This is a genomic window from Nocardia sp. NPDC101769 (assembly GCF_044766925.1).
GTDB lineage: Bacteria > Actinomycetota > Actinomycetes > Mycobacteriales > Mycobacteriaceae > Nocardia.
The window spans coordinates 156,418-172,222 of the sequence record NZ_JBIWMX010000012.1; the positions used below are offsets into that span (position 1 = coordinate 156,418).

Genomic DNA, 15,805 nt, shown 5'->3' on the forward strand with positions numbered 1-15,805 from the left:
TACCGATGCCATCAATCTCAGAGATGACAGTATCGAAAACCATCGCTTTTGTTGATTGCTCGGCGCACCCACCATGGACTGGTGACTGATTCGATGACCGTGGCCCCCGCCCGGCCCGCGCCCGAGACCGCGCCCGGCACGGCACTGACCCGGACGACAGTGCTGGTGTTCGCGGTGACCGCGGGCTCCTCCGCCGCCGGCAACTACTACCTGCAACCCCTGCTGCACCAGGTCGCCGGGGATCTGAGCATCTCCACCGCGACCGCGGCCCTGCTGGTCAGCGCCGCGCAGATCGGCTATCTGTGCGGTCTGGCCCTGCTGGTGCCGCTGGGTGACTTCCTGCGCCGCCACCGCATGGTCCCGGTGCTGCTGCTGGCCTCGGTTGCGGCCCTGCTGGTTTCGGCCTTCGCGCCCGATTTCGCGGTGCTGTTCGCGGGAGTGGTGGCCACCGGTGTCGCGGCATCGGCCGCGCAGGTGGTGGTGCCGTGGGCCTCGGCGCTGGCCGATCCGGCCCGGCGCGGGCAGGTGGTCGGCACGGTCATGAGCGGACTGCTGCTGGGAATCCTGTTGTCGCGGGTGCTGTCCGGGGCGGTGGCGCAGCTGGGCGGCTGGCGGGCGGTGCTGCTGGTCGCGGCCGGACTACAGGTGGTGATGGCGGTGAGCGTGTACCTGCTCGCGCCCGCCACGCCGCGGGCGGCCACGGGCGAGAGCTACCCGCAGGTGCTGGCCTCGATCCTGGGGCTGATCCGCCGGTACGCGGTGCTGCGGCAGCGCATGATGCTGGGCTTCATCCTCATGGCCTGCTTCTCGGCAGTGTGGACGGCCATCGCCTTCCTGCTGTCCGGCTCGCACGGAAGCGATTACCACTACGGTGAATTCACCATCGGCCTGTTCGGTCTGGCAGGCGTGGTCGGGGCGCTGGGCGCGCCGGTGGTCGGGCGGATGGCCGATCGCGGGCACCTGCGCCGCGTCACCACGCTGACCTGGCTGGTGCTGCTGGCGAGCTGGGCGCTGATGGCCTGGGGCGCGCACAGCGTGGTCGCGTTGATCGCCGCGCTGGTGATCTTCGACTTCGGCATCCAGGGCGCGCATCTGACCAATCAGAGCGCCATCTACACCCTCGATCCGGCCGCGCGCAGCCGCCTGACGACCGCGTACATGGTCACCTACTTCCTGGGCGGCGTCGCCGGTTCGGTGACCGCCGGCGTGGCCTACGAGGCGGGCGGCTGGGCGCTGGTGTGCGAGATCGGCGTCTTCGCAACCACACTGGGCCTGCTGCTGTGGGCGGTGTTCGCGCTCCGCCCACAGCGCGCGAGCGTGCGTCAGCCCGCCATGTCGGCGGGCAGCTGACCGGATATGGCAATCGCCTCGTCGAGCAGGTCGGCCGTCGAGAGCAGTTGCTGCCGTGTGTGTTCGGAGGTGATGAAGAAGCGCAGCCGCTCCTTGCCCACCGGGACCGCCGGGGCCGAAATGGCCCCGGCGTACACGCCGTGCTGGAGCAGGTGGGCCGAGACGAATCCGGCCCGGATCTCGCCCGGCACGATCACCGGCAGGATCGGGGTGCCCTGGGAGTCACCGAGATTCAGCTCTCGCTCCCGCAGCGCGCCAGCGAACAGGCGCGCGTTCTCCCACAGCCGGGTGACCCGCTCCGGCTCGGCCTCCAGCACCTCCAGCCCGGCCAGGGCCGCGGCGATGCCAGAGGGTACGGGCCCCCCGGTCAGCATGGCCACGCCGGGCGCGCTCGACTTCATCGCTCCGATGAGATCGGCGTCGGCGGCGATGAACCCGCCGACGCTGCCCAGCGCCTTGGACAGCGTGCCCATCCAGATGTCCACATCCGCCCCGGCCATGCCGTAGTGCTCGCGAATGCCGTGCCCGGTGGGTCCGAAGACGCCGAGCGAATGGGCCTCGTCCACCATGACGGCGCAGTCGAATTCCCGTGCGACGGCGGCCAGTTCGGCGACGCGGCCGACGGTGCCGTCCATGGAGTAGTGGCCCTCGATCACCACCATTGCCCGGTCGAACCCGGAGCGCGACATCTTCAGCACCGACCGCAGCGAGTCAGGGTCATTGTGCCGGAAGTTGATCCGGCGGCAACCCGCCCACTGCGTGCCCGACACCACGCTGCCGTGAATCAGGCTGTCGCAGAACGCCACATCGCCCTCGCGCAGCAGGAAGCCGATGACCCCGGCATTGGTGAGATAGCCGCTGGTGGTCACCATGGCGTCGCCTACGTCGTAGATCCCGGCCAGCCGCTGTTCGAGTTCGCCGTAGAGCGGGATCTCACCGGAGACGATCCGGCTGGCCGACGCGGACGCGCCGTACTGGTCGAGCGCGTCCTTGGCGGCCCGCACCACCCGGGGGTGGCTGGACAATCCCAGGTAGTTGTAGGCGCTGAAGTTCACCAGGTCGGTGTCCAGGGCCCGGATCACGGTGTCGTTCGGGCCGGTTCGCGGCAGGAACACCGGGTTCGGCATCCCCGACTGCCCGTAGAGGGCGGCGATGGCGGCCCGCTTCACCACGGCTGCGGCGACGTCGGGATGATCGGCGAACTGGCGGCCGGGACCGCGCGGGGTGCGCGCGGCAGCGGTCCGGCCCACCGCTGCGATCCCGGTGGACACCGGGTGCTGCATTGCGTTGCCCGTGGCTGTCGTCTCTTCGATCCCGCTGCCCGCCAGGAGTTTCCGGGCCAGATCGCGTGCCGACTCGTTCATGCCGGCACCGCCTCGCCGGTCGCCGCCGCGTCGCCGCCGACCAGGCGTTCGGCCGCGCGGGCGCCGGCCTGCTGGAGGGTGAAGGACCGGCCGACCTTCATCGACATCAAGTCCACGCCGAGCGTCTTGCTCACCAGCGCACCGAATTCCACCGCCATCAGCGAGTCCAGGCCCAGTTCCGGCACCGGCACGGTCAGATCGATGGAGTCGGCGTCGACGCCCATGACCATCGCCAGCTGCTCGGCCAGCATGTGCGCCACCACGTCGGCCCGCTTCTGCTCGTCGAGCTCGCGCAGTGCCGCCACCAGATGCGACGCGGCCGAATTGTCCTCGACGGCGGCGGCGACGCGCTCGGCGGTGCGCCCGGTCATGGCATACCAGGACACCGTGGCGGCCACCCGGGACCAGTCGATGGGAATGATGGACGCCTGGTGGTGGATGCCGAGTTCCAGTGCCTTCTCCAGGTATTCGGCGCCCTCCTCCATGCTGATCGGATCGAATCCGGCGGTGCGCAGGTAGCGGGACACGTACTCGTCCTCGGCCATCCCGCCGCCGGACATGTGGCCCCAGCCGACCGACAGCGCGGTGCCGCCCTGCCGCACCACCACGTCCGCGGTGGCATCGAGCGCGAGATTGGCTGCGGTGTAGGCGTATTGGCCGATGCTGCCGAAAATGCTGCTGCCGGAGGAGAACAGTACGAACATGTCGAGCTCGGCCCCGGCGGCCTCGATGCCGCGCCGCAGCGCGATCACGCCCTCGGCCTTGGGCCGGTACACGGTGGCGAGGCTGTCCCGGCTCATATCGGGTACGCGCTTGTCGTCGAGGCTGCCCGCGGTGTGGAAGACACCGCGCAGCGGGTGCTCGGCGGTGTGCGCCCGCGCGATCACCGCGGTCATGGCATAGGCGTCGGTGACGTCCACCCGCTCCTCGACCACCTCGACGCCCTGCTCCTGCCAGAGGGCGAGTTGGGTCCGGGCGGCCTCGGTGCGCGGGCCGCCGCGCCCGAGCAGGGTGAGCCGCCGGGCGCCCAGCCCGACCAGCCAGCGGCCCATGGCCAGGCCGAAGGCGCCGAATCCACCGGTGATCAGGTACTGCGCCGCCGGATCCACGGTGACCGCCGGAATCATCGGGCGCACCTGCGGCGCTTCGGATTCCAGGCTCACCGCGATGCGGCCGAAATGCGCCGACCGGGCCACGTCCTCGAAGGCCCTGGCCACGTCGGCGATGTCGTACAGCTCGTAGGGCAGGTACCGGTAGATCCCGGCGGCCAGCTTCTCGTGCACGCCCCGCACGAGTTTTCCGGTGGGCCTGCGCTTGAGCGCGAGCATGCGGTCCAGGTCGAAGGAATGGTAGGAGAGGTTCTTGTCGAAGTACGCCAGGTCGAGCACGCCGCCGGTGTAGATGTCGGCCTTGCCGATCTCCACGATGCGCCCGAACTCGGTCACCGCCTTGAAGTTCCGGCGCAGGATCTCCCCGGGCGCGGTGCTGATCACCACGTCCACGCCGCGGCCGTCGGTGAGGCCGAGGACGTCGTCGGCGAAGTTCAGCGAACGGGAGTCCAGCGCGTGGTCCGCGCCCTGCGACAGGACGTAGGCCCGGCGCTCGTCACTGCTCGCGGTGCCGATCACGGTGGCCCCGTGCAGTTTCGCGATCTGCACCGCCGCCGAGCCGACGCCGCCTGCCGCGCCGTGCACCAGCACCACATCACCCGCCTGCACCCGCGCCAGCTCCAGCAGCGAGTGCTCGGCGGTGGCGAAGGCCACGGTGCTCGTGCACTGGCCGACCTCGGTGCTGTCGGCGACCCGGGTGATCAGGTCCGCGTCGGTAGTGTGGAAGCGGGAGATCATGGCCTTGGAGGTCAGGAACACCCGATCGCCGACGGCCACATTGTCGACGTCCGCACCGATGCGGACGACGACGGCGTCGGCCTCCATACCGGGTTCGGTGCCGTAGAAGGTGCCCGCCATCTCGCGCTCGCCGAGCACGCCGATGACCTTCAGCGGGTCCTTGTAGCCCAGTCCGATGGCCAGGATCCGCACCTCGACCTCGGTCGCGCCGGGGGCGCGCCGGTCGCAGCGTCGCCACGCCATCCGGGACAGCACCCGCGACTTCGGCAGCTCCAGACGGAAATTCGCCTCCGGATCGGTGAGCGGTTCGGCCCGGTCCAGGGCCTCCAGCCGGTCGGGCATGGTGGCCGCGACCACCGTCACCCAGCGCAGGCCGTTGCGCAGCACCACCTCGTCGGAGTGGTCGTAGGTGAACGCGCCGGCGATGGCGAGCTCGGCGGCCAGATCCGCCTCGGCCACCTCGGGATCCACATCGATCAGTCGCCAGCGCAGCCGCGACTGCTCATTGAGCAGCACCCGGCGGGCGCCGGCGAGGGCGGCGTGGGCCGGGTCGGGCGCGGCATCCTCGTCCGGGTGCGCGAAGGCGCGCTCGGTGACCAGGGAGACGTGCAGGGAGCCGTCACCGGTCATGGGGATCTCGGCGCCCCGCTGCCGCAGCCAGTCCTCGAGGAAGCCCTCGATCGTCACCGCGATCCGGCGCAGCGTCCAGAGCGCGTCCAGGTCGGTGTATTCCGAACCCGCCACCAGGACGACGTGCGTGCGCTCGACGCCGCTCAGCGCCACGATCTGCTGAAGTCGTTCACGCACCACGGCTTCCAGGTCCTTGCGGGTCGGATCGCCGACCACGAGCACCTCACCGTGGGCCGTCGTGCCCGCGATGAAACCGGCACGGGAACCGGCCTCGGTGGCGAGGTCGATGGCCAGGGTGTACGCCGCGGGGGACGGCAGCGCGCTGGTGTCCACGGGTTCCCGCATGTCCCAGCGGTCTTCGTAGAAGTAGTCCGTGAGTCGTTGCAGCGCACCGCGATCCGGGTTGATGGCGCCCAGCCGCAGCCCGATGATCCGCATGATCACGTTCCGCTCGGCGTCGAGCAGGTCGTAGTCGCAGGTCAGATCGTCGCCGCCGTGCAGCCGCGCGACCACGGTCACCCGGTCGGGGATGGGCGCGAACACCCGCACCCCTTCCACCGCGACCGGAACCAGCGCGCCCCGTTCGGCATTCGGCGCGGCGGCGAGGACCGCGCCGAAGCACTGCACGGCCGCGTCGACCACGGCCGGGTGGGCGAGGTGGCCGCTGTCGCGGGCGATGGCGGCGTCCAGGGTGGCGACCACGGTATTGCCGGACACCCGCAGCTCGGTGGCGCGGCGGAAGGCCGGGCCGTAGTCCAGGCCGCGGGCGGCGAAGGCGGTGTAGTAGGCGTCCGGGTCGATGGCCAGCATCTCCTCGAGCGCCGGCAGGTCGGCCTTGGTCGGCTCGTACACGCCCTCGACCAGCCGGCCGGTGGCATTGATCGTCCAGTTGATGCCCGCGGGCTCGCGGGAGCGAATCGTGAACCGCCGCGTGGATTCCTCCACGTTCAGTTCCACCACCGGGGCCATGCCCTCGTCCACCGCCAGCGGCGCGAGGAAGCGGACATCCTCGATGGCCACCCGGGTGGACTCGGTGCGCAGCGCCGCCGCGCTCAGCGCCGCGTCCAGATAGGCCGCGCCGGGCAGGATCCGGGAGCCGCCCACCACATGGTCGGCCAGCCACGGCAGATCGCCCACGCTGAGCTGGATGCGCCAGGCCGTGGTCGGGTCCTCGAGCATCGGATCGCCGAGCATGCGGTAGCCGCCGGGGGTGCCGTACTTGAGCTGTTGCGGGCCCAGCAGTTCGACGCGCAGCCGGGTGCGCTGCCACGGATAGCGCGGCAGGTCCAGGTGCGGGGTGACGACCGCGCCGAAGAGGGCGTCGATATCGAGCACGCCCGCGGTGTAGAGGCCCGCGACGGTCTGCCGGACGCTCTCGTCGTCGGCCTGCTTGCGATTCAAGGTGGCGACGGTGGTGCCGGTCTCGCCCGCACCGATGAGGATTTCGCGAATGTTGGCGCCCAGCACCGGATGCGGGCCGACCTCGAGGAACACCCGGCTGCCCGCGCTCACCAGCTCGGTGACGGCGTCGGCGAAGCGCACCGGCTGTCGCACATTGGCGCACCAGTATTCGGCGTCCCAATCGCCCGCGGTGACGCGGGTCCCGGTCACCGTGGACCACAGCGGAATTCGCGGATCGGCGAGCGTCAGATCGGCCAGCGCCGTGCGCAGCTCGTCGAGGATGGGGTCCATCAGGTAGCTGTGGTAGGGCACCTCGACCTGTAGTCGGCGCGCGAAAACACCCTGCTCGGTGAGGTATTCGGCGATCTCGTCGAGCCGCTGCTCATGACCGGCCAGGGTGACCGCGCTCGGGCTGTTGATCGCCGCGATGCTGACCAGCTCATCGCCGTCGATCAGCTCCAGGGCCGCGGCCTGTGGCAGGCCGATGGCGAGCATGCCGCCCGAACCGGCCGTGGTGGCCTGCAACCGCGCCCGGTGATAGCCGACGAGCAGCGCGTCCCGCAGTGAGAGCATCCCGGTGACATAGGCGGCCGACACCTCGCCGACACTGTGGCCGACCACGGCGGCGGGCCGGATGCCGAGCTCGTCGAGCAGCGCGACCAGTGCCACCTGGATGAGGAAGTTGGCAGGCTGGGCGACCGCGGTCGAGGTGACCCGCGACTCCTCCTCGGGCCGCAGCAGCTCCTCGACGATGGACCAGCCCGAGATCTCCCGGAACACGACGTCGATCCGCTCGGCCGCGGCGGCGAAAGCGCCACCGGCGGTGAGCAGTTGGCGGCCCATCGCCCACCACTGCGGTCCCATGCCGGTGAAGACGAAGACCGGTTCGGGCACCTTGCGGGCGATCACCTTGGCGGTGCGGCCCTCGCCATTGGCGAAGTCCACCAGGGTCCGCACCAGCTCGGTGTCGTCACCGAAGGCCAGGCCCGCGCGCACAGGGTGGTGGTGGCGGCGCGTCCACGCCGCCTCGGCCAGCCGGGCGGGGTCGGCGCCCGCCGCGATGAGCTCGGCGAAGCCGCGTGCCAGGGCGCGAACGGCGGTGTCGTTGCGGGCCGAGATCGGCAGCACGCCAAGGTGTCCGGGCTCGCGGGCGGGAGCCTCCGCCGGGATGTACTCCTGGAGGATGGCGTGCGCGTTGGTGCCGCCGTATCCGAAGCCGTTGACCGCGATGGTCATTCGCGCACCCGGCGCGACCGGCTGGGCCTCCAGCTGCAGCGCCAGGCCGAGCTCGTCGAAGGGGATGTCGGGATTGGGCTCGTCGAGCCAGCCCTGCGGGGCGATCGTGCGATGGGTGATGGCCAGCGCCGACTTGATGACGCTTGCGATGCCCGAGGCCGCCTCGGTGTGCCCGAGCTGCGCCTTCACCGAGCCCACGCCCAGCGGTCCGGTACGCTCCCCGACCCGTCCGTAGGCGCGGCCGATGGCCCGCAGCTCGAGCGGATCGCCGACCGGCGTGCCGGTCCCGTGCGCCTCCACGTAGGTGACCTCGTGCGGCGCGATGCCCGCCCGTTCGGTCACCGACTTCGCCAGGGCCTCCTGCAGATCGGCATTGGGCACGGTGATGGCGGTGGTGCGCCCGTCCTGATTGGACCCGGTCGCCTTGACCACCGCGTAGATCCGGTCCCCGTCGCGTTCGGCGTCTTCGAGCCGCTTCAGGACCACGATGCCCGAGCCCTCGCCACGCCCGTAGCCGTCCGCGCTCGCGTCGAAGGGCTTGCTGCGGCCGTCGGCGGCCAGGAAGCCGCCCTTGCACATGGACACGAACGTCTCGGGCTGCAGCATCAGGGTGACGCCGCCGGCCAGCGCCACGGTGCAGTCGCCGTTCTCGAGCCCCTGGCAGGCCAGGTGGAAGGCCACCAGCGACGACGAGCACGCGGTGTCCACCGTCAGGGCGGGCCCGATCATGTTGAGCGCGTACGCGATCCGGTTGGAGATCATGGTGTATGACGCGCCTGCCGGGGTATGCATGTCCACCCAGGGCAGCGTCGCATTGGTCAGGGACGTACCCATCTGGTCGAGGGTGAAGGCCCCGACGTAGACGCCGATCGGCGCACCCGAGACCCGACCGGCGATGCCCGCGTCGTCCAGTGCCTCCCAGGCGACCTCGAGCACCAGCCGCTGCTGGGGGTCCATGGCGGCGGCCTCGCGCGGTGAGATGCCGAAGAATTCGGGGTCGAAGGCCCACGGATCGCCGGTCATGAACGCGGCGCGCTTGGTGTACATGCGCCCCGGCGTGCGCTTGTCCGGGTCGTAGAAGCGGCGGTAGTCCCACCGATCGGACGGGATCTCCACGACCCCGTCGCCCTTGTTGATGATGAAGTCCCAGAACGATTCCGGTGAATCGATACCACCGGCGTAGCGGCACCCGATTCCGACAATGGCAATGTCAGACACTACGTCTCCTCGGCAAAACAGAAACGAACCTGGCGATCCCCCCGAGGCAATGCGGAGCCGCGCTCGTGATCCACGATCCGGGCGCCCGCTGCCGACGTCAGCCGGCGCTGACGCGCGTCGGCGGACGCAGCAGGAAGTTCATGTCCGGACCGCTACTCCCGATTCGGGTCCGGCTGACCTGCTCGAAATTGATCGTCTCGTAGTAGGCGACGTTCTCGTCCTTGCAGATTCCGCACAGCGCGCGGCCGTGCGCGTCGGATTCGGCGGTGAGCCGGGCCAGTAGCGCGCGGCCCACACCCGCCCGCTGCGCCTGGGGTTCCGCGCCCAGATAGACCAGATAGTTGTGCGGTTCGGCGGGCGCGGTGCGGGCGATGGCGGCATCCACCTCGATGCCGCGCTTGGTCGCACCGACACCCATGGCCCACAGCAGCTGCGGGCCCGAAATGGCTTCCCGCCATGCCGGATTGCGGTAGCCGTCCGGAATCCACAGCGACACGCCGACGATCCGGTCGTCCACCTCCGCCACCAGCGCGGCGCCGGCGGGCAGGTAGCGGTGTTTGATCAGAACGCGAAGCATGCCGGGCGCGTGCCGGCGGCGGACCACGGGATCAGGGAAGACATAGTCCTCGATCGGATCGTCGGACTCGAAGGCCAGGGCGAGCACCCGGACCATGTCCTCGATGTCGGCTGCGGTGGCGCGGCGAACGACCGGTGCATGCGACTGAACCAAAACAGTCCCCTACATTTTCATGCCCGTCGGCGCCCGACCCCGATGACGGACAGTCTGCTGGTGTCCAGTGGTGCCTGCGTGTCCCCACTGGATGGTAGCCCCGCAGGCTACTGCGGAGTAGGGTACTCGTAAGTTACTGATCATGCGGCCGATTCGTGTTGTGGCATAAAATGATTCACCGGGGGATGGCCTGATGCTGTGACATGCCCTGGGGTTCGCGCGCGTAAAGCGATATCGCTTCGTTTCGTCCGGGTGACCCCGGGTTCCCATAGAGTGGGAGCGTGGCCGCACTTCTAACCCAAGGGCAGACCGGTGAACTGGGCGTCGCGGATATCACCGTGACGGTGCATTTCAGCGCGGGTATCGATCTGGCCGCGCTGCTTCTCACCGACCGTGGCGCCGTCCGCGACGACAATGACCTGATCTTCTACAACCACCCCGCGGGCCCCGGCATCCAGCTGGTGCCCGGGCAGAACGCCTTTGCCGTCAGCCTGGCGTCGATCCCGCAGGGGGTGGCGCACATCCGCATCGTGGTCACCCTGGACGACCGCGACGGCCGCCTCGGCGACTATCCCGCCCCGCACATCGGCATCGCGGACGAGCGCGGAATCCCGCTGTACGAGTACGTGATCGACGGCCTCGGCAACGAATCGACGGTGGCGGCTCTGGATCTGGACCGCGGCGACGACGGCTGGTACGCCCGGGCGGTCGGCTTCGGCCATCCCGGCGGCTTCGCGGCACTGCTCGCCGATCACGGCGTGTCGATCAGCACCTCGCCGCAGCCGGCGCGCTCGGCCGCGCCCGTCATCGCGCCGGTGCTGCGGGCCGGCGACACCGTCGCGCTGCGGCGGCAGGGCGCCGACCTGAGCTTCGTCAAGATGGGGCTGGGCTGGGATCCCGTCCAGGTACAGCACAAATGGGGTTCGCGCCCGGCCGAGATCGATCTGGACGCCTCGGCCCTGGTGTACGCCGGGCACGATCTGGTGGACGCCGCGTACTACGGCCAGCTGGTGACCAAGGACGGCGCCATCCGGCACTCCGGCGACAACCTCACCGGTGAGGGCAAGGGCGACGACGAGGTCATCACCGTCGACCTGACCCGGGTAGGCTCGCATGTCACCGCCATCGTCTTCGTCATCACCTCCTACGCGGGGCACACCTTCGAGCGGGTGCGCAATGCCTTCTGGCGCTTGATCGACGGCACCAACAGCGCCGAACTCACCCGGTCCAACCTGAGCTCGGGCGGCCCGCACACCGGCATGGTGGTGGCGAAAGTGCACCGCGAGGACGGCATCTGGAAGGTGCAGGCGCTCGGTCACCCGATTCAGGCCGGGCATCCCGTCGAGGCGGCCGCGCAGGTCGGCAAGTTCCTCTGACTTCCGGACCCGGCCGGTCCTTCCGGCCGGGTTTTCCGGCGAGTCGCCGGTGTGCCGCAGGTGAACAGGTTCATCCGGGTCCGGCCGGATGCTGATTGCGGCCATACTGTCGTGGTTTTCGTGGTTCCAATCTGTGCTGCTCTACCCCCTTCCATTGCTGAAACGAGGTAGCTCACATGTTGCTTACGTCACGACGGTTCGGCGTCACACCGAAATCCCTGCTGTTACTGGTCTTCCTGGCCATCATCGGGCTCGCCATCAGCGCTTGCTCGGGCGCGCAGGGCAGTTCGGTGTCCGCGGGCACGCTGGACACGGGGTTCGGTGACGGCGGCAAGGTCATCACCGATCTAGGGTCGCGGGCCGATCACGCGAATGCCGTTGTGGTGCAGCCCGATGGCAAGATCGTCGTCGCCGGCAGCACCCTGGATCCGGCCCAGGGCGACAACTTCGCCGTGGTTCGTTACTCCTCGAATGGCAAGCTGGACAACGGGTTCGGCACCGGCGGCAAGGTGACCACCGACTTCGGCGGCAAATCCGATGTGGCGAGTGCGATCGCCCTCCAGTCCGACGGCAAGATCGTCGCGGTGGGCACCAGCCACGGCACCACCACCGGCGACAATATCGCGCTGGCGCGCTATACCTCGGATGGCAAGCTGGACAGCGGCTTCGGCACCGGCGGACAGGTGAGCACCGATCTGGGCACCGCCGCGGATCACGGTAATGCGGTGGCGGTGCAGTCCGATGGCAAGATCGTGGTGGTGGGCAGCACCCGGGACCAGGTGCAGGGCGACAACTTCGTCGTGGTGCGGTACACGCCGGATGGCAAGCTGGACAGGGGTTTCGGTGACAAAGGCAAGGTGTCCACCGACTTCGGCGGCAAGGCGGACACGGCGAAATCCGTTGTCGTGGAAGCGGATGGGAAGATCGTGGTCGCGGGCACCAGCACCGGCACCACCACCGGGGACAATATCGCGGTGGCCCGCTACACCTCCGACGGTAAGCTGGACCCCGGGTTCGGCGCGGGTGGTCAGGTGAGCACGGATCTGGGCACCGCCGCGGATCACGGTAATGCGGTGGCGGTGCAGTCCGACGGCAAGATCGTGGTGGTGGGCAGCACCAAGGACCCGGTCCAGGGCGACAACTTCCTGGTGGTGCGGTACACGCCGGATGGCAAGCTGGACAGCGGTTTCGGTGAGAATGGCAAGACCGCCACGGACTTCGGCGGCAAGGCCGATGTGGCCGCGGCGGTGGCGCTGGCTCACGACGGCAAGATCGTCGTCGTCGGCACCAGCAGCGGCACCGGCACCGGGGACAATATCGCGCTGGCCCGCTACACCTCCGACGGCAAGCCCGACAGCGGCTTCGGTGCGGACGGAAAGGTGAGCACCGACCTCGGGACGGCGGCCGATCACGGGAATGCCGTGGCGCTGCAGGCGAATGGCGAGATCGTGGTGGCAGGAACCACCAGGGATCCCGCGCAGGGTGACAACTTCGTGGTGCTGCGTTACGGCGCCTGATCCCGGTTCGGTTCGCGGCGGGGCGCGTCCGGCCCGGACTCGCCCCGTTTCCGTCGGGCGTCGTGTTGTCAGGAGACGCTGATGAAGCGGCCCAACTGCGGGACGGCCTCGCCCGGGTGCTTGGCCTGGAAGCCCTCTCCGATGGCCTGCAGGGCCCACACGCCGTTCGCGCGGAACACCTTGGCCATGGCGATGGCCGTGAACGGCATGCCACCCGCCAGCGCGTACCGGGCCAGCTCGGCCTGCGTGGTGTCGTCCACCAGCCGGCAGTAGGCATTGCTGACCTGCTCGAAGGTGTGGCCCTGATATGAGGTGACGATGAACAGCAGCGTATTCACCTGGCGTGGCACACGACTCAGGTCGACCAGGATCACCTCGTCGTCCCCGGCAGTGCCCTCGCCGGTGAGGTTGTCGCCCGAATGCCGGATGGAGCCGTCCTTGGACGTCAGCTGCCCGTAGTAGGCCACGTCCACCAGGTGCCGGTCGGCGAACATGGCCACCCAGGCGTCCAGGTCGATGTTCACCGGTCGCCGCCCGAACAGTCCGCCCTGGCGGGCGGGGTCCCATCCGAGCCCCATCCGAATCCGGGTCAGCGCGACACCGCCGTCCTTGCGCAGGGTGACGCGCTGACCCTTGGACAGATTCACCGGTCGCCCGCGTGCGAGCCCGCCGTCACCGGTCGGCGGCGCGGGGTTCGGGGGCGGCGGGGCCTGATACGCCGAATACTGCTGGGGCTGGGCGGGATACGGTGAACTCGGCGGCTGAGTGGGATATGGCGGAGTCGGTGGCGGTTGAATGGGACACGGCGAGTTCGGCGTGACATAGGTCGGCTCGACCGGCGGCGGGTAGGCCGTGGGGGACGGCGGCGGAGGCGGCACAGTGGTGCGGGTCTCGGCGGGCGGCGCTTCCTCGACGGTGACCCCGTGGTCGGTGACCAGGGCCTCGAAGCCGCCCGCATAGCTCTGGCCGACCGCGCGCACCTTCCAGTTGCCATACCGCCGGTACAGCTCCACCGCGATCACGATCGATTCGGTGTGCAGGTCTTCGATCTTGTACTCGTACAGCGGGTTCCCGTGTTGATCGGAGACCAGCGCGATCGGCGGCGCGATCCGGCCGAAGGTGGACCCCGCCTCGTCGAGCGTGATCACAGCCCGGATCTGGGTGATGTCGGCGGGCACTCGGGTCAGCGCCACCGACAGTTCGGCGGGCTGCCCCGCCACCCCGTTCCGCAGCCGCACCCCTGGCCCGGCCGGCTGGTTGTAGAACACGAAATCCGCGTCCGAGCGCACCTTCCCGTGCTCGGTAACCAGCAGCGCGGACAGCGCGGCGGCCGCCGCGACCCGGACGGAAACCACCACCTCCGGCGCGGTGAGCGGTCCGTTCTGACCCTTCACGAGCGTTGTGGACAAGGCCGACCCTCCCGTATCGAGACGTCCACTTGCCACTGTAGGAGACCCCGGTGCCCTCAGCAGCCGAGCTGGTCGGCCAGGTCGAGGAAATCCACGGCATTGATATCGAATTCGTCCGAGAACTCCGTGTCGCCGAACTCGGGATCGCCGTACTCCAGGGGTCGCGTGATGAACGCCGTCCGGAATCCGAGCTCGCCGGCCGCCCGGATGTCGTACTTATGGCTGGCCACCATCATGATCTCGGCCGGTTCCAGCCCCAGATACCGCGCCGCGAGCCGATAGGTCCGCGGATCCGGCTTGAACACCCCGGCCATCTCCGCCGCGAACACGGCATGCCACGGCAGCTCCCCGTGCTGCGAAATCTCCACCACGGCACTGACATCCGCGTTCGACAGCGTCGCCAGCGTGAACCGCTCCCGCAATCGCCGCAGCCCCGCCACCGTATCCGGCCACGGGTCCAGCCGAGCCCACGCCCGGGTCAGCTCGTCCCGCTCCGCCACCCCGACCGAGATCCCCCTCGCCTCGAGCAGCGGGTCCAGCGTCTTCCGGTACACCGAGGCCACGCTCACCCAGGGCCCCTGCTCCGGCCGCCGCGACGTCTCCGTGAAATACGCGGCCCGCCACTCGTTCACGAACCCGCCCCAGTCCTCTCCCGGCCGGTCACCCCCGAGCACGGCCTCGGCCGCCCGCCGGATGGTCGAATGGAAATCGGTAGCGGTCCCCTGCACATCGAACAACAGCGCCTTCGGGCTCAATACGTCCACAGTCGAAGACTAGGCGAGTTGTTTGTCATAGTTCCGACGGCCAGGGACGGTTCTAGGCTCATCCCATGGAAACCGGTAGGGCGAGTTGGACGGCTTTGGCTACCGCGTATGCGCGGGCCTATCACCAGCTTTCGGGGGAGCCTCGGGTGTTCACCGATCCGCTGGCGGCGCGGATCTTGGGGATGACGGCGGATCGGATCGGGGATCTGGATACCGCGACGCTGGATCGGCCGGGCGGGAACGATCCGCGGAAGCGGGTGCGGCGGTACTTCCTGGGGGCGCGGGCTCGGTTCGCGGAGGAGGTGGTGGCCGGGGCGGTGGCCGACGGGACCACGCAGGTGGTGATTCTGGGGGCGGGTCTGGATACGTTCGGGTATCGGAATCCGTATCCCGGTCTGCGGGTGTTCGAGGTCGACCATCCGGACACGCAGAAGTGGAAGCGTGAGATGCTCGCTAAGGCCGGGATCGAGATTCCGGAGTCGCTCACGTTCGTTCCGGTGGATTTCGAAACCGGCACGCTGGCAGGGGGATTGGCTGCCGCCGGGTTCGATCGCGAGCGGTCGGCGGTGTTCGTCTGGCTCGGTGTGGTCATGTATCTGACCCGGGAAGCGATCGAGGAGACCCTGCGGTTCATTGCGGGGCAGGGGCAGCCGGTGCATGTCGTGCTCGACTACCTGAGCGGGGGAAGCACGGACGAGGAGCGTGCGGAGGTGCGGGCGCGGGCGGAGCGGATCGCGGCGATGAACGAGCCGTGGCTGAGTTTCTTCGAATCGGAGGAGATCGAGAACCTGCTGCGGTCAGTGGGATTCGACATGGTCGAGTTGCGGTCGCTGTCGGGATTGTTCGAGGAGTACCTCGGCGAACCGCTGGCCGATCTGCCGCCGGGCAACGGTCGCGCGCCGCTGCTGCACGCGGTCCGCGGTCCGGTCGGAGACTGAAGATTGCCTGAAACTCCGCGCCCGA

9 protein-coding genes are annotated in these 15,805 nt (G+C 69.4%); 4 read left to right on the plus strand and 5 right to left on the minus strand.

Annotation, left to right across the window (positions count from 1 at the left end):
• The first annotated feature begins 93 nt into the window (after positions 1–93).
• Positions 94–1,350 carry an MFS transporter gene (locus ACIRRA_RS20590; protein ID WP_402770382.1) on the plus strand — a complete coding sequence of 419 codons (1,257 nt, stop codon included), beginning with the start codon at positions 94–96 and terminating at the stop codon, positions 1,348–1,350.
• Here ACIRRA_RS20590 and ACIRRA_RS20595 read toward each other — a convergent pair.
• The 3 genes from ACIRRA_RS20595 to ACIRRA_RS20605 all read right to left on the minus strand — a co-directional run bounded on the left by ACIRRA_RS20595 (position 1,323) and on the right by ACIRRA_RS20605 (position 9,776).
• Complete coding sequence (locus ACIRRA_RS20595) at positions 1,323–2,714, minus strand: aminotransferase class I/II-fold pyridoxal phosphate-dependent enzyme (RefSeq protein ID WP_402770224.1); 1,392 nt, start codon at positions 2,712–2,714, stop codon at positions 1,323–1,325. The genes ACIRRA_RS20590 and ACIRRA_RS20595 overlap by 28 nt on opposite strands.
• Complete coding sequence (locus ACIRRA_RS20600) at positions 2,711–9,046, minus strand: beta-ketoacyl synthase N-terminal-like domain-containing protein (protein ID WP_402770226.1); 6,336 nt, start codon at positions 9,044–9,046, stop codon at positions 2,711–2,713. The genes ACIRRA_RS20595 and ACIRRA_RS20600 overlap by 4 nt, the downstream gene beginning before the upstream one ends.
• Positions 9,047–9,143: 97 nt before the next feature.
• Positions 9,144–9,776: a GNAT family N-acetyltransferase gene (locus ACIRRA_RS20605; protein ID WP_402770229.1), complete on the minus strand. Its 633-nt coding sequence runs from the start codon at positions 9,774–9,776 to the stop codon at positions 9,144–9,146.
• A 281-nt stretch (positions 9,777–10,057) separates the two neighbouring features.
• Here ACIRRA_RS20605 and ACIRRA_RS20610 point away from each other — a divergent pair, with 281 nt between their 5' ends.
• The gene (locus ACIRRA_RS20610; protein ID WP_402770231.1) at positions 10,058–11,152 is read left to right on the plus strand and encodes a TerD family protein; all 1,095 of its coding nucleotides are present in this window, start codon (positions 10,058–10,060) and stop codon (positions 11,150–11,152) included.
• 176 nt (positions 11,153–11,328) lie between these two features.
• Positions 11,329–12,669, plus strand: a complete 1,341-nt coding sequence (locus ACIRRA_RS20615; protein ID WP_402770234.1) for a hypothetical protein — start codon at positions 11,329–11,331, stop codon at positions 12,667–12,669.
• Between the two features lie 68 nt (positions 12,670–12,737).
• Here the strand turns inward: ACIRRA_RS20615 and ACIRRA_RS20620 are convergent, their stop codons facing one another.
• Both ACIRRA_RS20620 and ACIRRA_RS20625 read right to left on the minus strand, forming a co-directional pair.
• The gene (locus ACIRRA_RS20620) at positions 12,738–14,078 is read right to left on the minus strand and encodes a TerD family protein (RefSeq protein WP_402770236.1); all 1,341 of its coding nucleotides are present in this window, start codon (positions 14,076–14,078) and stop codon (positions 12,738–12,740) included.
• A 56-nt stretch (positions 14,079–14,134) separates the two neighbouring features.
• Positions 14,135–14,842, minus strand: a complete 708-nt coding sequence (locus ACIRRA_RS20625; RefSeq protein WP_402770239.1) for a haloacid dehalogenase type II — start codon at positions 14,840–14,842, stop codon at positions 14,135–14,137.
• Positions 14,843–14,907: 65 nt separating this feature from the next.
• On the opposite strand from ACIRRA_RS20625, the gene ACIRRA_RS20630 reads away from it, so the two are divergent.
• Positions 14,908–15,780, plus strand: coding sequence for a class I SAM-dependent methyltransferase (locus ACIRRA_RS20630; RefSeq protein WP_402770242.1), 873 nt, complete (start codon positions 14,908–14,910; stop codon positions 15,778–15,780).
• Positions 15,781–15,805 lie beyond the last annotated feature (25 nt).